The sequence below is a fragment of the Saccharothrix deserti genome (genome assembly GCF_009769385.1).
In the GTDB taxonomy this organism is placed as follows: Bacteria; Actinomycetota; Actinomycetes; order Mycobacteriales; family Pseudonocardiaceae; genus Actinosynnema; species Actinosynnema deserti.
The window spans coordinates 150483-167823 of the sequence record NZ_ML775964.1; the positions used below are offsets into that span (position 1 = coordinate 150483).

The following is a 17341-nucleotide window of genomic DNA, read 5'->3' on the forward strand; positions in this document are numbered from 1 at the left end:
CGCGCCCGCCGCTCGGGGGACTCGTCACCACAAGTGGAGGAGACGCCGTGGCCGCACCAGTAGCGCCGGCACGCGTTCGAAACGTGGTCTTCGTGGACGGCGTGCGCACGCCGTTCGGCAAGGCCGGCCCCAAGGGAATCTTCGCGGAAACCCGTGCCGACGACCTGGTCGTCAAGGTGATCCGCGAGCTGCTGCGGCGCCACCCCGAGCTGCCACCGGAGCGGGTCGACGAGGTGGCCATCGCGGCCACCACGCAGACCGGCGACCAGGGCCTGACCATCGGCCGCACCGCGGCGCTGCTCGCGGGCCTGCCCAAGTCGGTGCCCGGCTACGCCGTCGACCGCATGTGCGCGGGCGCGATGACGGCCGTGACGACGTCGGCCAGCGGTATCGCGTTCGGCGCGTACGACGTCGTCATCGCGGGCGGTGTCGAGCACATGGGCCGCCACCCGATGGGCGAGGGCGTCGACCCCAACCCGCGGTTCCTGTCCGACAAGATCGTGGACCCGTCCGCGCTCGTCATGGGCTCGACGGCGGAGAACCTGCACGACCGGTTCCCGGCCATCACCAAGGAGCGCACGGACGCCTTCGCGGCGGCCTCGCAGGCCAAGTACGCCGACGCGGTGAAGAACGGCAAGATCGGCCCGGAGTTCGTGCCGGTCGCGACCCGTTCCGCGGAGAACGGCTGGGGCCTGGCCACGGCCGACGAGCCGCCGCGTCCGGGCACCACGGTCGAGGACCTGGCCAAGCTGAAGACGCCGTTCCGCCCGCACGGCCGGGTCACCGCGGGCAACGCGGCGGGCCTGAACGACGGCGCGACCGGCTGCATCCTGGCCGAGGAGGAGACCGCCCGCGAGCTGGGCCTGCCGGTCGGCATGCGCCTGGTCGGCTACTCGTTCATGGGTGTCGAGCCCGAGGTCATGGGCGTCGGCCCGGTGCCCGCGACGGAGAAGGCCCTCAAGCGCGCCGGTCTGTCCATCGAGGACATCGGCCTGTTCGAGATCAACGAGGCGTTCGCCGTGCAGGTGCTCGCCTTCCTCGACCACTTCGGCATCGCCGACGACGACCCGCGGGTCAACCAGTGGGGTGGCGCGATCGCCACCGGCCACCCGCTCGCCTCCTCCGGCGTGCGCCTGATGACCCAGCTGTCGCGGCAGTTCGCCGAGCGCCCCGACGTGCGCTACGGCATCACCACCATGTGCATCGGCATCGGCATGGGTGGCACGGTCATCTGGGAGAACCCCCACTGGAACGGAGACGGCAAGTGACCACGTTGACCGCTGACGAGGCCAAGGCCCTCTTCCCCGACGAGGTCGTGACGGTCGCGAAGACCCGGCTGATCTCGGTGCCCGGTGTGACCGGCAAGGTCGCCCTGATCACCATCGACAACGGCCTGGACCACACCCGGCCGTCCACGTTCGGCCCGCAGTCGCTGGTGAGCCTGAACGCGGCGTTCGACGAGGCCGCGGCGGCGTCCCCGGCGGCGATCGCGGTCACCGGCAAGCCGTTCATCTTCGCCGTCGGCGCGGACCTGACGGCCGTCGAGGGCGCTTCGGAACGCTCGCAGGCCGTGACGATCGGGCAGCTCGGCCACGACGTGTTCCGCAAGTTCACCGAGTCGTCCGTGCCGACCTTCGCGTTCGTCAACGGCGCGGTGATGGGCGGAGGCCTGGAGCTGGCGCTGTCGTGCCACTACCGGACGCTGGCGTCCAACGCGGCGGCCATCGCGCTGCCCGAGGTGTTCCTCGGCCTGTTCCCCGGCTGGGGCGGCACGCAGCTGCTGCCGAACCTGATCGGCCCGAACGACGCGGTCACCGTGATCTTCGAGAACGCGTTGAACCAGAACAAGATGCTCAACCCCAAGCAGGCGTTGGAGCTGGGCATCGCGGACGTGCTGTTCGACTCGGCCGACTACCTGGAGCAGTCGCTGCTGTGGCTGGCCTCCGTGGTGGGCGGCGACGTCGTGCCGCCGCGCAAGGAGATCGACCGCGGCGCGGGCTGGGACGCGGCCGTGGCGCGGGCCCGTGCGATCGTCGAGGGCAAGACCAAGGGCGCGGCGCCGGGCGCGTTGAAGGCCCTCGAGCTGCTGGAGTTGGCTCGTGCCAACGACTTGGACCGCGGCTACGCGGCCGAGACCGAGGCGCTGGCGGACGTCGTGATGAGCGACGAGCTGCGGGCCGGGCTGTACTCGTTCAACCTGGTGCAGAAGCGGGCCAAGCGGCCGGCGGGCGCGCCGGACAAGTCGTTGGCGCGCAAGGTCACCAAGGTCGGCATCGTCGGCGCGGGCCTGATGGCCTCGCAGATGGCGCTGCTGTTCGCGCGGCGGCTGGAGGTGCCGGTGGTGCTCACCGACATCGACCAGGCGCGGGTGGACAAGGGCGTCGGGTACGTGCACGCCGAGATCGACAAGCTGCTCGGCAAGAAGCGCGTGTCGCAGGACAAGGCGAACCGGCTCAAGGCGCTCGTCACGGGGTCGTTGGACAAGGCGGCGTTCTCGGACGCGGACTTCGTCATCGAGGCCGTGTTCGAGGACCTGGGCGTGAAGCAGAAGGTGTTCGCCGAGGTCGAGGAGTTCGTCTCGGCCGAGGCGGTGCTGGCGACCAACACGTCGTCGCTGTCGATCACCGAGATGGCTTCTGGGCTCAAGCACCCCGAGCGGGTCGTGGGTTTCCACTTCTTCAACCCGGTGGCGATCATGCCGCTGCTGGAGATCGTGCGCGCCGGGCAGACCGACGACGCGACGCTGGCGACCGCGTTCGCGGTGGGCAAGCAGCTGAAGAAGTCGTCCGTGCTGGTGAAGGACGCGCCGGCGTTCGTGGTGAACCGGCTGCTGACCCGGTTCATGGGCGAGGTCGTGAAGTCCATCGACGAGGGCACGCCGTTCGAGGTCGCGGACAAGGCGACCGAGCCGCTGGGCCTGCCGATGTCGCCGCTCGTGCTGCTGCAACTCGTCGGCCCCGCTGTCGCGCTGCACGTGGCCGAGACGATGCACGGCGCGTTCCCGGACCGGTTCGGCGTGTCGGAGAACATGAAGGCGTTCGTGCAGGCCGGCAAGACCGCCGTCTACCAGTGGGACTCGACCGGCAAGCAGACCGTCGACCCCGAGGTGCAGGCGCTGTGGTCGTTCGGCGACAAGCCGTTGACCGGTGACGAGGTCTTCGCGCGGGCGCTGGAGGCGCTGGCCGAGGAGATCCGGATCATGCTCGACGAGGGCGTGGTCGCGGAGGCGCAGGACATCGACCTGTGCATGCTCCTCGGCGCCGGCTGGCCGTTCTGGCTGGGCGGCATCACCCCGTACCTGGACCGGTCGGGCATCTCGGAGAAGGTGACGGGCAAGCGGTTCCTGGCCCCGGGAGTGGCCTCGGTCCCGGCCTGAGCCTCCTCGCCCACTGTGCCCCGGTTTGCCTTCGGCAGCCGGGGCACAGTGGTGACTGTCGGACTTCACCGACGTCGCCCGCTACCGGACCGGTAACGCCAACCGCCTGCGCACCGCCCATGCCATCGACTACGGTGCGGAATTGGTTGATCACGGATAGCAGGGGGAGACTTGGACTGCGTATTCAGATTCGGCTTCGAAGAGGGTGACGAGGAAGAGCCGGCGCACTCGATCCGAACCAAAGGAACCCGAGGCACAAGACGTCCTGACAGCAGCGCATGACCGAGGTCGTGGACCGGCCGACAACCATGGAGAGCCGGGGCGGACACGTGCGCGGCACGATTCACCGCGGCCGCGTCCTCGACTTGGAGGTCGATCCGGCCTGGACGCATTCGGCCCGCGTGACCGAGATGCAGCAGGAGTTCCTGGAAGTGCTGCGGAACCTACGGGCCCACAGCGTTCCCACCGATCTGGCGCAGGGCCCGCAGAGCCCCGCCATCACCGAACTCACCGCCCTGGTGAGTGATCCGAACACACTGCTGCGCCGAGTGGGGTTGCTGCCATGACCGATGTCCTGCGTGAGCCTGCTTTCGGCACGGTCCTGCGTTCACGGTGAGCACCTCGACGGCAACGGCGCGAGGACGGCCAGGCGCGCGCTGGCGGGTGGCTGGGCAGGCTCGGTGATCGTCACCGTCATGGCCTGGTTCCTCCTGGTCATGACGGTGACAAGCGGTAGCGGGCAGGTCGGGTTCACCGGCGGTGTGTGGGCTTACCTGGTCCTGCCGGCAGTGCCCGCGACGTTGGCGGGGATCGCTTTCTCCTTCGGACGCACCCTGTTCCGAGCACCCACAGCGCCCCGCTGACCGCTCACGTTGCCGGCTTCATGCGGCCGGCGCACTGGTGTCTCTGCGCGTACGGCTCGTTACTGCGCGCGAGTGCATTCCTCTGGCAGGTGGGTGAGGGGGCCTCACAACGGTTTGAAACGCCCGATGTTGGTGGCATGACCCCTCAACGACGAAGAGCGCGCGCCCGCCGTCCACAGCCCGATCCCCTGCGCGTGGAGGAGCTGGTCGCCTTCCTCCGCACCGACCGCGCCTGGCGGGACGAGGTGGCCAAGCGGCTCGTGGCGAAGCTGGACCAGCGGTTGGTGCGGTCGGCGCGGGCGTGCGGGTGCCGGCCCATCGCGCACGTGGCGGAGGAGTTGGACAGCCAGGCGTGCGTCGATCTCGGGCCCGGTGCGCCGTACCAGCTGGCGAAGGCCGTCTACGGGCAGGTGCGGCTCAGGGGCGCGGCGCGGTTGCGGCAGACGGCGCGCAGCCTGCGGGTGCTCGGGGTGTACCTGTGCGGCAGCGATCTGGCGCGCTGCCCGTGCACGGAGGCGCTGGCCCGTGATCCGCAGCAGGCCCGCGTGGACCGGGTGGTGACCGGCGCGCTGGACGGCGCGGGGTTCTAGCTCTGGTGCACCAGGCGGTCGGGGGCCTCGTGGGTGCTCAGCCACGCCTTGGCCAGCTTTCCCGCCGCCGCGCGGAACACGCCGTCGCGGTTGCCGTCGTCCGGCTGGATGGTCTCGGACGTCTTGTCGAGCACCAGGAACCGCTCCGCGCCGCAGTCGGTGTGGAACCGGTAGCGCACGCCGGCCGCGGTCTCCTCCGCCTTGTGCGGGTACACGAGCATGGCCACGGCCTACCTCCAGGGCTTGCTGTAGTCCTCGTTGGACACGGGCGGGATCTGGTTCTCCCACCGCGATACCTCGTTCGCCGCGGCGTGGGCGTCCTTGTACGAGGCGTTCGGGTTCTGCTGCCAGTATCGGGCCTCGGCCAGTTCGTGCTCCAACAGCGCCACGTCCTCCGGCCGTGCCCGACCGGACCGCAGCCGCAGCCAGGCCTCGGCCATGTCGGGGTTCGGGTCGAACCGTGCCATCACCGTGCCGCCGTTCTGGCCCTCCAACGGGTGCAGGTCCTCGAACACGTGGTTCTTGATCTGCTCGATCTCCGCGCGGCTGAACCCCGTGCCGCCGTCCGCTCTCGGCACGTCGGCCACGTGCCCGGCGACGTCGTCGATGTCGTCGGAGTCGGCGGTCACCACCACGGCGCCGTTCGCGCTGGTCTCGGTGACCTGGATCCGCTCCACCTCGGCGCGCAACGCCCGCAGCTTGTCCGCGCGCTGCCGCATCCCCTCGACCCAGTCGTCGATGCCGCGTTCGGCCTGCCCGGATCACCGCTGAGCAGCCCGTCCCACCGTGGCTCCGATATGCACACCGTTATAGCGCACGAGTACCGCGCGAGGTGGTCGACTCGGTGGTCAGTGTTCGACCGGGTGGACGGCGATGACCTCGACCACCCGGTCCAGTCCGGTGAAGTCCTTGACGTTGGTGGTCAACACCGGCATGCCGTGCGCGGCGGCGGTGGCCGCGATCTGCAGGTCCATCCGGCGCGGGCGGGCGCTGCGGCCGGTGCGGCGGACCAGTGCGGCGAGCGTGCCGTAGATCTTGGCGGCGGCGAGGTCGAACGGCAGCACCTCGAACCGGTCCAGCGCGGCGTAGTACCGCTCGGTGCGGGCGAACCGCTCGACCGGGTCGTCCACGTCCAGCCCGTAGGCCAACTCCGCCGCGGTGACGGCGCTGATCGCGGGCTCGGCGCGGGCGAGGTCGCCGAAGTCGATGTCCTCCAGCCGGATCACCACGCCGGTGTCCAGCAGAATCCGCCTGGTCACCGGCGCCACGGGTCTTCGGTCGGGTCGTCGGCGCCGAAGAACTCGTCGTCGGCCACGCGGTCGGCGTGCCAACGCGCCGCGTCCACCCGGGGCAGCTTGCGGAACTCGGCCTGCGTCTCGGCGAGCGTGTGCCGGGGCCTGGACTCGGCGTGCGGCACCAGGTCGGCGATCGGCTTGCCGTTGCGGGTCACCACGAAGCGCTCCCCCGCCTCGACCCGCCGCATGATCTCGGCGTTGTCGTTGCGGAGTTCCCGTTGGCCGATCGTGTGACCGGTGGTTGCGACAGCCATGACACAATCATACTCGGAGTGCTACAGCTGTGCTACACGTTTCAGCGGTTACTCATGGGCAACACGGTCACTGTGGGTGAGATCAAAATCGGCACGTCCGGCTGGCGCCATCCCGAGTGGCGCGGTGACTTCTACCCGCGTGGGTTGCAGCAGCGCCTGGAATTGCAGTTCCTGTCCCGCAGGCTCGGCACGGTGGAGATCAACGGCTCGTTCTACGGGCTGCGCAAGCCGACGGACTTCCAGTCGTGGTCCGAACGCACACCCGACGACTTCGTGTTCGCCGTCAAAGGCCATCGGGAGATCACGCACATCAAGCGATTGCGCGACGTCGAGAAGGACGTGTCGGAATTCTTCTCGTCCGGGGTGCTCGACCTGGGAACGAAACTCGGGCCGATCCTGTGGCAGCTCCCCCCGACGCTGCCGTGGCGTCCCGAGCGCCTGGCCGCGTTCCTGGAACTGTTGCCCGGCCCACCGGTTCGGCACGCGGTGGAGGTCCGGCACCCGAGCTGGGACAAGCCCGAACTGGCGGAGTTGTTGGCACGGCACGGAGTCGCGCTCGTCGTCGCCGAGTCGGCAGGCCGTTTCCCGGAACTGTGCGAGCTGACCACCGACTTCGTCTACGCCCGCCTCCACGGCGACAAAGAGCTGTACATCAGCACGTACTCCGACACCGCCCTCGACCGCTGGGCCGCCAGATTCCGCGAATGGTCGGCCACCCGGGACGTCTACGCGTACCTGGACAACACGATGCGCGGCGCGGCACCGCACGACGCCCTCGCCTTGATCGACCGGCTCAGCTGAGCCTGGGCAGCCTGCCACCGCGGCACGGGGGTACGCGTGGATCAGATGGGTACCACTGGGACATGACGGGTGAGGTTCGCATCGGGACGTCGGGCTGGGTCTACCCGGCGTGGCGTGGCGCGTTCTACCCGAAAGGCCTGGTGCAGCGGCGGGAGTTGGAGCACATCTCGGGCCTCATGACCTCGGTGGAGCTGAACGGTTCGTTCTACTCGCTGCAACGCCCGTCCAGCTACCGGGCGTGGGCGCGGCAGACGCCGGAGGACTTCGCCTTCGCGGTCAAAGGCGGCCGGTTCATCACGCACCTCAAGCAGTTGCGCGACGTGGAGACCCCGCTGGCCAACTTCTTCGCCTCGGGTGTGCTCGCGCTGGAGGCCAAGCTCGGCCCGTTCCTGTGGCAGTTGCCGCCCAAGCTCCGCTACGACCCCGGACGCCTGGCCGCGTTCTTCGACCTCCTCCCCCGCACCACCTCGGCCGCGGCCAAGCTCGCCGAGCGTCACGACGAGCGACTGCCCGACGAACGGGCCTGGACCACGACCGACACCGACCGGCCACTGCGGCACGCGCTGGAGGTCCGCCACTCGACGTTCCTGGTGCCGGAGTTCCACGACTTGTTGCGGGCGCACGACATCGCGCTCGTCGTCTCCCACACCGCCGGCAAATTCCCGTACCTCGAAGACGTCACGGCGGACTTCGCCTACGTGCGGCTGCACGGCAACCAGGCCCTGTACGTCGGCAGCTACTCCGACAGCGAACTGGACGAGTGGGCCGCCAAGATCAAGGCGTGGGCCGTGGACCACGACGTCTACGTGTACTTCGACAACGACACCGACGCGGTGGCACCTCACGACGCGGTCCGCCTCGCCACCCGCCTACCCGTTCCCCCGACACGCCCCCACACAATGAGGTGAACGCCAGGCTTTCCACCCCCACACCGCCGCCGATCACAGCACTCTGGTGCGGTGGAGGTGACCCGAATGACGCCCCGCGGCCTCTTGACCGCCCTGACCCTCACCGCCGGCGCCCTGGCGTCCAGCGGCATGGCGTCCAGCGGCATGGCGGTGGCCCAGCAACCGGACCCGACCTGCGACCGCGGCGAGTTCTGCGCCTGGGCCGGTACCAACTACACCGGCAAGGTCCACCGCCTCGACCTGGAAACCGCCAACCCGAGCGAGTGCATCCCCCTGCCGGACAAATTCGTGGCGCGCTCGTTCGTGAACCGCCTGACCAGGGACGCCTCGGTATTCCAAGGCGCGACGTGCTCGACCGAGGCCGAGTTCACCACCTACCCCGGCAAGGGCACGTACGTGCCCGACGCCCCTTTCGTGGTGCGGGCGATACAGGTCTGGGAGCCCTAGCCCGGCCGGTGCTAACGACGCTACGCCGCCGGACGATGACGGAGTGATCGCGCACGAGGTGCGTTCCAACCCCACCGGGAGCACGTCCACATGCCCGTTGACAAGACGGAGCGCGAAATCAGCGCACTAGTAGGCCAGATCGAACGCGGTGAGATCAAGCTGCCGGAGATCCAACGTGGCTACGTGTGGAAACCAACCCAGGTGGCCAAGCTCATCGAGTCGCTCTACCGGGGCTACCTGTCCGGGTCTCTGCTCTTCTGGCAGACCGACGAAACACCTCAGACCAGGGCAGCGGCCATCGACAGGCCCGTGGTCCAGCCTGCCGTCGTCCCGCTCTACCTCTTGGACGGCCAGCAGCGGGTCACGTCGCTGCACCGAGTGCTCACCGACCACCCGCAAGCCGCCATCGTCTTCAACGTCGAAAGCGAGAAGTTCCAGAATCAGAGCGCGGCGACCGCGAAGGACCCGCGCTGGATCAAGGTCTACGACGTCCTCAAACCGGGTGTCGACCAGTGGCACCTCGTCAGCGGCCTGCACGAGCGCAATCCCGACCTGACGCCGAACGACATCAGCAAGCGACTCCAGCGGCTGGCTGCCATCCCGAGCCACAAGTTCCACATGGAGGTGCTGCGGGACTTCCCTTACGACGAGGTCACCCAGATCTTCGTGCGCGTCAACAGCGGCGGACGTCCGCTCAAGACGTCCGATCTGGCATTGGCGACCCTGTCCGCTCGATGGCCGGGTGTGCTGGAGAGGTTGGAGGGGGAAGCCGCGTACTGGACTCAGCGAGGGTTCGGCGACGTCGACGTCACCTTCCTCACCAGGGCTCTCACCGGCGCGGTACTCGGACGCGGCCTGTCCGCGTGGTCGCACGCACGGCTCGTCGCCGCCACCGACGACCAGCTGGAACGTGGCTGGAACACCGTGCAGCGCGGGTTGCGGCACCTCGTGCCGCTCCTCCAGAACAACCTGGGTGCCTCGCACAGCCGATTGCTGCCCTCGATGATCGTCCTGTTGCCGTTGATCGTCCTGCTGGGCGAGCGGGAAGACGAGCAGTTGGACGGCGCGAGTGCCGACGGCATCCTCTACTGGTTCCTGGCGGCCACCGTCCGCAACCGGTACAGCGGTTCCACCGACACCCGGCTGGGCCAGGACATCCCGGCGGCCCGCATGGCCGATCCGGTTCGCCGGCTGCTGAGCAATCTGGGTGTCAGCGCCACGGGTCTCACGATCACGCCTCAAGACCTCGCCGGACGGTCTGTGGGAAGCCCGTACTTCTTCCTGAGTTTCCTCGTCGCCAAGGAGGCAGGCGCCAAGGACTGGTGGGACAGCATCGGCATCTCGGCCGCGGCGGAAGGCAGCCAGACGTTGGAGTACCACCACATCCACCCGCAAGCGACGCTCAAGAGCCATCCGGCGAAGTACAGCAAGGCGGAGATCAACGACCTCGCCAACCTCGCGTTCATCTCGGGCAAGGCCAACAGGAAGATCAGTCACCGGTCCCCGGTGGACTACTTCCCCACGCTCGGTGATCAGGAGTTGACCGCGCACCTCATACCGTTGAACGAACAACTGCGGCATGCAGCCGAATACAGATCGTTCCTGTCGGTCCGGCGTCGACTGCTCGCGGACGCGATGACCGGACTCTTCGACAGGTTCCGACCGGCCTGGCTGGCGCCTGCGGACGAGTCCGTCGATCCGATGTCCGGCTCCGTGCTCGAGTTCGTGCTGCACGACAACCCCGCAGGCGAAGACGTGCTGTTCGCGACCGCTCGCAACGCGGACACGACGTGGTCCGCGACGATGTCGGCCACCGAACTCGACGACGCGATCACCGCGGCAACAGCAGGCGTCGACGGCGACCTCGTGGTTGCGGGTGAGAGTGTGCCTGTCCGAGTCGATGACGACACGATCGAGATTCCGATCGGACCGTTCCTCGTCACCGGCACCGCCTCGGAGTGGCGCAAGGTACTCGACCGGGAAAGGGAGGACGCGCGGACCATGGCGGACTTCGTCGAGCCGGGATCTGCCGCGTGGGACGGTGAACGCCTTCCCTTTCCGGTTACCAGCGTCGACTGACGGGCCGGAGCCGTTGCACCGCACGAAACGGGTCTCAGCAGCGCCGGGGGGCGGGAACGCCCAGCGCGAGCACGGCGGTGTCGTCTTCGACGCCCTCGCCGAAGCCGGCCAGCAGGTCCACGAGAGCCCCGACGACGTCCGCCGCCGCCGTGGAGGCGAGGGTGGCCGCGAACTCCAGCAGCTCCTGCTCGCTGTAACGGGTGTCGCCGACACGGGCCTCGATGAGGCCGTCCGAGTACAACACGAACGTGTCACCGGCGGACAGGCGGACGGTGGCGGTGACCACGCGGGCGTCGGGCAGGATTCCGATCAGCTGGCCGCCGGGCGTCTCCACGTACTCGACCGTGCCGTCCGCACGCAGCAGCAGACCCGGAGGGTGGCCACCGGAGGCGAGGGTGAGCGTGCAGCCGTCCGGGTCGACGGCGAGCACACCGAACGTCACCGTGCAGAAACCCGGCTGCCCGCCGTCCTGCTCCTGGTTCAGCACGGTGTTGAGGTTGGTCAGGACCGCGGCCGGGTCCGGGTCGTACACGGCGGCCGAGCGCAGGGTGTAACGGGTCAGCGACGTCATCGCCGCCGCACCGGCGCCCTTGCCGCACACATCGCCGAGGAACACGCCCCACCTGCCGTCCGCCAACGGGAACACGTCGTAGAAGTCGCCGCCGACCTCGAACGGCGAGGCGTGGTGGTAGTGCGTGGCGATCTCCACACCCGGCACGGTCGGCAGCACCGGCGGCAACAGGGTGCGCTGGAGCGTGGTCGCGAGCCGCCGGATCTCGTCGCGTTCCCGCTCGGCCTCCTGCCGTGCGCGCAACAGTTCGCGTTCGTACGCACGGCGGTCACGCGCGTCGAACACCGTGGTGCGGATCAGCAGCGGCTCGCCGTCACCACTCGTCTTGACCGTGGAGTTCACCAGCATCGGCAGCCGCCTGCCGTCAGCTGCGACCATCTCCAACGCCACGCCGCGCACCTCGCCCTGCATCCGCAGCAGCGGGGCGAAGTGGGTCTCGTGGTAGAGCTTGCCGCCGACGCTGAGCAGATCGGCGAACCGCCGCCGTCCCACCAACTCCTCGCGCTGGTAACCCAGCCACCGCAACAGGGTCCCGTTCACCTTCGCGATGTGCCCGTCCGGCAAAGTGGACAGGTAGCCGCACGGCGCGTTCTCGTAGAGGTCTTCCGCGCTGTCCTCCAGCAGTGCCGAGACAGCGTCGCGGTCCGGCTCGTCCCCGGTCACGCCCGTCACAGCGTGTCCGTCACGAAGCGCAACATGGCCGCCGCGGTGGCTTCCGGGGCGCTGAGCTGAGGGCAGTGGCCCGTGGCGTCGAGCGTGACGAGCGTGCTGCCGGGTATCCGGGCGTGCACGAACGCGCCGACCTCGCGTGGCGCGATCACGTCCTGCGCGCACTCCAACACCAGCGTCGGCACGCTCACCCGCTCCAGGTCCGCCCGGTTGTCGGACAGGAACGTCGCACGGGCGAAGACCCTCGCCACCTCCGGGTCCGTGCGGCAGAAGCTGTTGGTCAGCTCCTCGCCCAGCTCCGGCCGGTCCGGGTTGCCCACGATGACCGGCGCCATCGTCGCCGACCAACCGAGGTAGTTGCTCTCCAACGAGTCGAGCAGCTCCTCGATGTCGGCGGCGCTGAACCCGCCCCGGTAGTCACCGTCGTCGATGTAGCGCGGCGACGGTGTGAGCAGCACGAGCTTGCCGAACCGCGCCGGCTCCGCGGCCACCGCCAGCACACCGATCATCGCCGACACCGAGTGCCCCACGAACACCACGTCGCGCACGTCCAGCTCACGGCAGATTTCACGGCAGATGTCGAGCACATCGGAGGCGTACGCGTCGAGCGTCGAGTACCGCCGCGCGTCCCACGCCGAAAGATCCGACCGCCCCGCCCCGACGTGGTCGAACAGCACGACCCGGCACTTCTCGGCGAGCGCGGGCACGACCAGCCGCCACAAGTTCTGGTCACACCCGAAACCGTGCGCGAGCACCACCACGGGGCCGTCGACGTTGCCGGTGACAACCACGTTGTTCCGGCTCAGCACATCCATCACCACATCCTGTCCCACGGACCGTGGTACCCGCCCGTTCGGGCTTCGAACGACGGAGGGTGGCGGCGTCCGACCAAAGCCCAGCCGGCCAACGGTGGCACCGAGGCGAGCGCCGGACGGACTCCCGGTCACGACGAGGTGGGGCACACGGCCGGTATCCGGGCCTACCCAGCCCTGCTGACCGTGCCGCCCGCGCTGGCAGGCGTCCTGTTCCTCGTGGGTCGATGTGGGTCGATCGCTGTTCCGGCAGCCGGTCGTCCGCCGGCCGGCCAGCGGCCCTCCACCGGGAAACCGAAGAAACCCCGACCGGAGAGGACGACCTGCCGCAGGTGGCACGCTGACCCCCGGCCGAGCCCGACGCGACCGGGAATTGTCGGTGGGCGCGGTTACCGTGCCCGGCATGAGGATGTCGAACGCCACCGAGCTGACCGAAGACCACCACGCTCAGCTGGCCGAGCTGGGGCTGCGGGTCGACCACCTGGACGAGGCGATCTGGGCCGGGGTCGACGCGCGGGCGTCCGCGCCGCCGTTGGGGCCGACCAACGGGGCCGGGTTGCTGGACTGGATCCACCGGGTCGGCAGACTCCGCGAAGTGCTCGTCGCCGAGGGCTGGACGCGGGTCGACAAGTGGAACGCCGGGCTCGTCCAGCACCCCACCAAACCCGTCGTCCTCGGCACCCTCCAGGGCAACCGCCACACCGGCACGCTCGGCGCTCCCCTGCGCAGCGACTACGCCAAGGGCCCCGCCATCGCGGCCATGATGCGCGGCAACGACCGGGACCAGTTCACGCTCTTCGACTCGCTCCACACGCACGAGTGGAAGCTGTGGTTCCTGGTCACCTACCCCCACCAGGAAGGTGAACGGCTGGTCGTCCTGCGCGAGGTGGCGCAGCCGGAGCCCACGCCGCAGGGCCAGGTCGTGGACCGGTGGGCGCACCGGATCACGTTGCCGCCCTTGGTGTTCGGCCCCCTGCCCACACCACGCGGCACGGACGGCCCCGACGACATCGACGACATCGACGTCACCGTCACGCTGCGCCGGTAGGCGGGTGCGAGAATGGCGCGATCATGCTCACGCCCTCCCGCCTCGTCCTGGCCCGGACCCGTCGCGGCCTCACCGCGGTCGAGCTGGCGCGCAAGGCGGGCACGAGTCCGGCGAGCATCGGCGACTACGAGCACGGCCGCCGCCAACCCCGACCGGCCACCACCGCCAGGCTCACCGAGGCCCTCGGCTTCCCGGCGGGCTTCCTGGAAGCCGACGACGTGCCGGACATCGAGGCGGTGTTCACCAGACCGGCGCCCAAGCGGCAACGGGACGCCGCGATCAGCGCCGCCCGCCTCGCCATCGCCTTCGACGCCTGGCTGACCCGCGCGTTCACGTTCCCCGAACCGGACGTGCCGACGTGGGAACACCACGACCCGGAGACCGCGGCCGAGATGGTCCGCGCCCGGTGGGGCATCCCGCACCGCCCGGCGCCCAACATGGTCCACCTCCTGGAAGCGCACGGCGTCCGGGTGTTCTCCCTGCCCCAGGACTGCGCCGCCGCGGGCCCGTTCTCCGTCCGCCACGCCGGCACCCCCTACGTCTTCCTCGACCCGACGGCCACCCCCGACCAGGCCCGCTTCGACGCCGCCCGCGAACTCGGCCACCTCACCCGCAACGACGACGCGCAAACGTTCGCGACCGCGTTCCTCCTCCCCCGCGCCGGTGTGCTGGCCGCCGTCCCCCGGGGCGCGCTCACCGAACAGGTCCTCGCACACAGCGCCACCTGGCACGTCTCCCCGGTCACCCTCGCGCACCGCCTCCGCGACCTCGGCCTGCTCACCCAGCCCCAATACGCGACCGTGTGCGCCCAACTGGCCCGCCGCACCACCGGCATGACCCGCCGCGAGACATCCCAACTGCTCACCAAGGTCTTCCGCACCCTGCGCGCCCAAGGCACCACCCCGCACGGCGTCGCCCGCGAACTCCTGCTCGACGTGGAAGAACTCAACGGCCTCGTCTTCGGCCTGGTCCTCACCGCCCTGCCCGGCCAAGGCGACGGCGGCCACCCCACCAAACCGCACCTCACCCTCGTCCGGAGGTAGCCGTGGACCAGCCCACCGAAGAGCACCTGCTCGTCCTCGCTCAGGCCCAGGCGCCCGCCGCCTCCTTGACGTAGTCGCCGAACAGCCGCCCGTCGTGCCCGAGCACGGACGGCACACCGTCGGACAACGCGGCGTCGTGACCGTCACGCATCGCGGTCAACGACATCGTCAACACCTCCGCGTACTCCTGGTCGAAACCGCCCTGCACCAAGAGCTCGGTGTAGTCGGCCGGGGGCACGTCGACCACGCGGATCGAACGACCCGACACGTCACCGATCCGCGCCAACACCTCGCCGAACGTCAACGCCTCCGGCCCGGACAGCTCGTAGGTGACGCCCGCGTGCCCGTCCTGCGTCAACGCCGCCACCGCCACGTCGGCGATGTCCTGCGCGTCGATGAACGGGTGCGCGCCGTCGCCGCCGGGCGGCAGCACGAGCTCGCCCGCCAGCACCTCCCCCAGGAAGTAGTCCTCGCTGAAGTTCTGCGAGAACCACGTCGGCCGCAGGATCGTCCAGTCCACTCCGGACTCCCGCACCGCGCGCTCGCGGCCGTCCTCGGGCGAGATCCCGCGCGCTGACAGGGCGACGATCCGCCGCACACCCGCCGCCACCGCCCGCGGCACGAACGCCGCCACCTCGGCGTCGTCCAGGGTCGTCCCGAGCGGCACGAGGTAAACCGCGGTGACGCCGTCCAAGGCGGGTCCCCAGGTGGACTCGTCCGCCCAGTCGAAGCGGATCGCCGAACGGCGGGACACGGGACGGTTGGCGACACCGATGGCGTCGAGGGCGGCGGTGACGCGGCGGCCGGTCTTGCCGGTGCCGCCGATAACCAGGATTGTCATGCCACCAGCCAATCAAGATCGTGCTGGACGGAACATGGCTCACCGTCCCGGATCCATGTTCAATCGTCTACATGGACGCCCTCACCGACTTGCTGCGCGGCGTGCACGCGCAGCGCGCCGACGTGTGCCGCTCGTTCGCCTCACCGCCGTGGTCGCTGGCGTTCGCGGAGACGGCGCCGCTCACCCTCGTGGCCGCCGTGCGCGGCGACGTCTGGCTACTCGCCGAGGACGGCACCCACGCGTTGATGCGTCCGGGTGACATCGGCCTGATCCGCGGACCGCTGCGGTTCGTGCTGGCCGACGACCCGTCGACGCCGACGCAGATCGAGTTCGACGAACCGGACTGCGAACAGTGGCGCGTCGGCACCCGCACCTACGGGTTCCCGGCCGACGGGGACGTGCTGGTGATCACCGGCGCCTACGAGGTCGAGGGCGGCGTGTCCCACCGGCTGCTCAACGCCCTGCCGACGGCATTGGTCGTGTCGTGTGCGGACGGGGAGTGCCCGACTGTCGACGTGCTGTCCGCGGAGATCGCCAAGGACCGCCCCGGCCAGGACATCGTCCTCGACCGACTGCTGGACCTCCTCCTGGTGTACGCGCTGCGCGAGTGGTTCGACCGGCCCGAGGCGAACACGCCGGGCTGGTACCGAGCGTTGGGCGACGAGATCGTCGGACCGGCCCTGCGCGCGATGCACGACGAACCACAGCGCGCTTGGACGGTCGCGGAACTCGCAGCGCGCGCCGGGGTGTCGCGGGCGGCGTTGGCGCGGCGGTTCACCACACTGGTCGGCGTGCCACCGCTCACCTACCTGACGGGGTGGCGCATGGACGTCGCCGCGAACCTCCTCACCCGACCGGACACCACCATCGACTCGGTCGCGCGTGCCGTCGGCTACGCGGACGGGTTCGCGTTCAGCACGGCGTTCAAACGGGTACGCGGCGTGCGGCCCAGCGACCACCGTGTGGTAGCTCTGCGGGCATGAACCTGGAAGACCTGCGGGACGCGCTGCGCCGGTTCGCCGCCGCCCGCGACTGGGACCAGTACCACACCCCGAAGAACCTCGTGATGGCGTTGTCCGGGGAGGTCGGCGAGCTGACCGACCTGTTCCAGTGGCTCACGCCCGAACAGGCCGCGCACGCGATGGACGACCCGGAATTGGCCTGGAAGGTGCGCGACGAGCTGGCCGACGTCATGCACTACCTGGTGCGGCTGGCCGACAAGCTGGACGTGGATCTCATCGAGGCCGCGTTCGCCAAGATCGAGCGGAACGAACGGCGTTTCCCGACCGGTGACCTCAAGCCCGTCGAATGAGCCGGTGTCAGACGTAGGTCAGCAGGAGAAGGATCAACGTTACGAGGAGGATCGAGCCGAGAAGGGCCGGAGCCCACATCTGCGGGGATGACGACGGCGGGCGGGCACGGGAGTGCCTGCCTCTTCGTCTGCGCGCTCGCCACGGCACTGACGCCTCCCCTGGCCACTCACCGCTGGTCATGCCGTTACGGTAAGGACGATCAAGGGGGCCAAGCCGCACATCACCCGCTCGCGCCAGGCGCATCGCCCGGACAGCGGTGGAGACAACCGGAAAGTGACGGTTCGCGGTCAGTTGGAAACATGCCCCGAACGCAAAAAGCCCTCAGGGGCACCCGACCGTATCGGGTGCCCCTGAGGGAAAGAATGTTCGGCGGCGTCCTACTCTCCCACACCCTCACGAGTGCAGTACCATCGGCGCTGGAAGGCTTAACT

Annotated in this window: 20 protein-coding genes; 13 read left to right on the forward strand and 7 right to left on the reverse strand. The window is 69.6% G+C overall.

All coding sequences use genetic code 11. The features are described 5' to 3' along the window. The first annotated feature begins 47 nt into the window (after positions 1–47). The 5 genes from FM051_RS10600 (at position 48) to FM051_RS10620 (ending at position 4829) form a co-directional block, all read left to right on the forward strand. Positions 48–1268 carry a thiolase family protein gene (locus tag FM051_RS10600; RefSeq protein WP_158842759.1) on the forward strand — a complete coding sequence of 407 codons (1221 nt, stop codon included), beginning with the start codon at positions 48–50 and terminating at the stop codon, positions 1266–1268. Beyond that, entirely contained in the window at positions 1265–3376 is a 2112-nt protein-coding gene (locus FM051_RS10605) for a 3-hydroxyacyl-CoA dehydrogenase NAD-binding domain-containing protein (RefSeq protein ID WP_158842760.1), read from the forward strand. The genes FM051_RS10600 and FM051_RS10605 overlap by 4 nt, the downstream gene beginning before the upstream one ends. Before the next feature lie 278 nt (positions 3377–3654). Then, a complete protein-coding gene (locus FM051_RS10610) occupies positions 3655–3942 on the forward strand; it encodes a hypothetical protein (protein WP_158842761.1) in 288 nt (95 codons plus the stop codon). 12 nt (positions 3943–3954) lie between these two features. Next, the gene (locus FM051_RS10615) at positions 3955–4239 is read left to right on the forward strand and encodes a hypothetical protein (RefSeq protein WP_158842762.1); all 285 of its coding nucleotides are present in this window, start codon (positions 3955–3957) and stop codon (positions 4237–4239) included. Between the two features lie 137 nt (positions 4240–4376). Then, complete coding sequence (locus FM051_RS10620) at positions 4377–4829, forward strand: hypothetical protein (protein WP_158842763.1); 453 nt, start codon at positions 4377–4379, stop codon at positions 4827–4829. On the opposite strand, the gene FM051_RS10625 is transcribed toward FM051_RS10620, so the two are convergent. The 4 genes from FM051_RS10625 to FM051_RS10640 form a co-directional block, all read right to left on the reverse strand. Next, the gene (locus FM051_RS10625; RefSeq protein WP_158842764.1) at positions 4826–5056 is read right to left on the reverse strand and encodes a hypothetical protein; all 231 of its coding nucleotides are present in this window, start codon (positions 5054–5056) and stop codon (positions 4826–4828) included. The genes FM051_RS10620 and FM051_RS10625 overlap by 4 nt on opposite strands. A gap of 3 nt (positions 5057–5059) precedes the next feature. Next, positions 5060–5548, reverse strand: a complete 489-nt coding sequence (locus FM051_RS10630) for a hypothetical protein (protein WP_158842765.1) — start codon at positions 5546–5548, stop codon at positions 5060–5062. Positions 5549–5677: 129 nt separating this feature from the next. Further along, positions 5678–6088, reverse strand: a complete 411-nt coding sequence (locus FM051_RS10635; protein WP_158842766.1) for a type II toxin-antitoxin system VapC family toxin — start codon at positions 6086–6088, stop codon at positions 5678–5680. After that, positions 6085–6378, reverse strand: coding sequence for a type II toxin-antitoxin system Phd/YefM family antitoxin (locus tag FM051_RS10640; RefSeq protein ID WP_158842767.1), 294 nt, complete (start codon positions 6376–6378; stop codon positions 6085–6087). Before FM051_RS10640 ends, FM051_RS10635 begins: the two co-directional genes overlap by 4 nt. A 54-nt stretch (positions 6379–6432) precedes the next feature. Between FM051_RS10640 and FM051_RS10645 the strand changes: the two genes are divergently transcribed. From FM051_RS10645 to FM051_RS10660, 4 genes are all read left to right on the forward strand, one after another. Beyond that, a complete protein-coding gene (locus FM051_RS10645; RefSeq protein WP_158842768.1) occupies positions 6433–7179 on the forward strand; it encodes a DUF72 domain-containing protein in 747 nt (248 codons plus the stop codon). A gap of 62 nt (positions 7180–7241) precedes the next feature. Then, the gene (locus tag FM051_RS10650; RefSeq protein ID WP_158842769.1) at positions 7242–8087 is read left to right on the forward strand and encodes a DUF72 domain-containing protein; all 846 of its coding nucleotides are present in this window, start codon (positions 7242–7244) and stop codon (positions 8085–8087) included. A gap of 66 nt (positions 8088–8153) precedes the next feature. Then, entirely contained in the window at positions 8154–8534 is a 381-nt protein-coding gene (locus tag FM051_RS10655) for a peptidase inhibitor family I36 protein (protein WP_158842770.1), read from the forward strand. A gap of 90 nt (positions 8535–8624) precedes the next feature. Next, positions 8625–10613 carry a GmrSD restriction endonuclease domain-containing protein gene (locus FM051_RS10660; RefSeq protein WP_158842771.1) on the forward strand — a complete coding sequence of 663 codons (1989 nt, stop codon included), beginning with the start codon at positions 8625–8627 and terminating at the stop codon, positions 10611–10613. A gap of 34 nt (positions 10614–10647) precedes the next feature. On the opposite strand, the gene FM051_RS10665 is transcribed toward FM051_RS10660, so the two are convergent. Next, entirely contained in the window at positions 10648–11847 is a 1200-nt protein-coding gene (locus FM051_RS10665; protein WP_238412286.1) for a PP2C family protein-serine/threonine phosphatase, read from the reverse strand. A 5-nt stretch (positions 11848–11852) separates the two neighbouring features. Continuing rightward, entirely contained in the window at positions 11853–12668 is an 816-nt protein-coding gene (locus FM051_RS10670) for an alpha/beta fold hydrolase (RefSeq protein WP_158842773.1), read from the reverse strand. A 400-nt stretch (positions 12669–13068) separates the two neighbouring features. Here FM051_RS10670 and FM051_RS10675 point away from each other — a divergent pair, with 400 nt between their 5' ends. Further along, the gene (locus FM051_RS10675; RefSeq protein ID WP_158842774.1) at positions 13069–13713 is read left to right on the forward strand and encodes a hypothetical protein; all 645 of its coding nucleotides are present in this window, start codon (positions 13069–13071) and stop codon (positions 13711–13713) included. A gap of 23 nt (positions 13714–13736) precedes the next feature. Then, the gene (locus FM051_RS10680) at positions 13737–14756 is read left to right on the forward strand and encodes a helix-turn-helix domain-containing protein (RefSeq protein ID WP_158842775.1); all 1020 of its coding nucleotides are present in this window, start codon (positions 13737–13739) and stop codon (positions 14754–14756) included. Between the two features lie 40 nt (positions 14757–14796). On the opposite strand, the gene FM051_RS10685 is transcribed toward FM051_RS10680, so the two are convergent. Next, positions 14797–15597, reverse strand: coding sequence for an NAD(P)H-binding protein (locus tag FM051_RS10685; protein ID WP_202918770.1), 801 nt, complete (start codon positions 15595–15597; stop codon positions 14797–14799). 71 nt (positions 15598–15668) lie between these two features. Between FM051_RS10685 and FM051_RS10690 the strand changes: the two genes are divergently transcribed. Continuing rightward, positions 15669–16580 carry an AraC family transcriptional regulator gene (locus FM051_RS10690; protein WP_158842776.1) on the forward strand — a complete coding sequence of 304 codons (912 nt, stop codon included), beginning with the start codon at positions 15669–15671 and terminating at the stop codon, positions 16578–16580. Beyond that, a complete protein-coding gene (locus FM051_RS10695; RefSeq protein WP_158842777.1) occupies positions 16577–16909 on the forward strand; it encodes a nucleotide pyrophosphohydrolase in 333 nt (110 codons plus the stop codon). Before FM051_RS10690 ends, FM051_RS10695 begins: the two co-directional genes overlap by 4 nt. Positions 16910–17341 lie beyond the last annotated feature (432 nt).

Excerpts from the sequence above, each read along its gene's own strand:
- FM051_RS10650 (WP_158842769.1), top strand. The coding sequence starts at position 7,242 with ATGACGGGTGAGGTTCGCATCGGGACGTCGGGCTGGGTCTACCCGGCG.
- FM051_RS10695 (WP_158842777.1), top strand. The coding sequence starts at position 16,577 with ATGAACCTGGAAGACCTGCGGGACGCGCTGCGCCGGTTCGCCGCCGCC.
- FM051_RS10690 (WP_158842776.1), top strand. The coding sequence starts at position 15,669 with ATGGACGCCCTCACCGACTTGCTGCGCGGCGTGCACGCGCAGCGCGCC.
- FM051_RS10660 (WP_158842771.1), top strand. The coding sequence starts at position 8,625 with ATGCCCGTTGACAAGACGGAGCGCGAAATCAGCGCACTAGTAGGCCAG.
- FM051_RS10680 (WP_158842775.1), top strand. The coding sequence starts at position 13,737 with ATGCTCACGCCCTCCCGCCTCGTCCTGGCCCGGACCCGTCGCGGCCTC.
- FM051_RS10645 (WP_158842768.1), top strand. The coding sequence starts at position 6,433 with ATGGGCAACACGGTCACTGTGGGTGAGATCAAAATCGGCACGTCCGGC.
- FM051_RS10620 (WP_158842763.1), top strand. The coding sequence starts at position 4,377 with ATGACCCCTCAACGACGAAGAGCGCGCGCCCGCCGTCCACAGCCCGAT.
- FM051_RS10640 (WP_158842767.1), bottom strand. The coding sequence starts at position 6,378 with ATGGCTGTCGCAACCACCGGTCACACGATCGGCCAACGGGAACTCCGC.
- FM051_RS10675 (WP_158842774.1), top strand. The coding sequence starts at position 13,069 with ATGAGGATGTCGAACGCCACCGAGCTGACCGAAGACCACCACGCTCAG.
- FM051_RS10670 (WP_158842773.1), bottom strand. The coding sequence starts at position 12,668 with ATGGATGTGCTGAGCCGGAACAACGTGGTTGTCACCGGCAACGTCGAC.
- FM051_RS10685 (WP_202918770.1), bottom strand. The coding sequence starts at position 15,597 with ATGACAATCCTGGTTATCGGCGGCACCGGCAAGACCGGCCGCCGCGTC.
- FM051_RS10610 (WP_158842761.1), top strand. The coding sequence starts at position 3,655 with ATGACCGAGGTCGTGGACCGGCCGACAACCATGGAGAGCCGGGGCGGA.
- FM051_RS10630 (WP_158842765.1), bottom strand. The coding sequence starts at position 5,548 with ATGCGGCAGCGCGCGGACAAGCTGCGGGCGTTGCGCGCCGAGGTGGAG.
- FM051_RS10655 (WP_158842770.1), top strand. The coding sequence starts at position 8,154 with ATGACGCCCCGCGGCCTCTTGACCGCCCTGACCCTCACCGCCGGCGCC.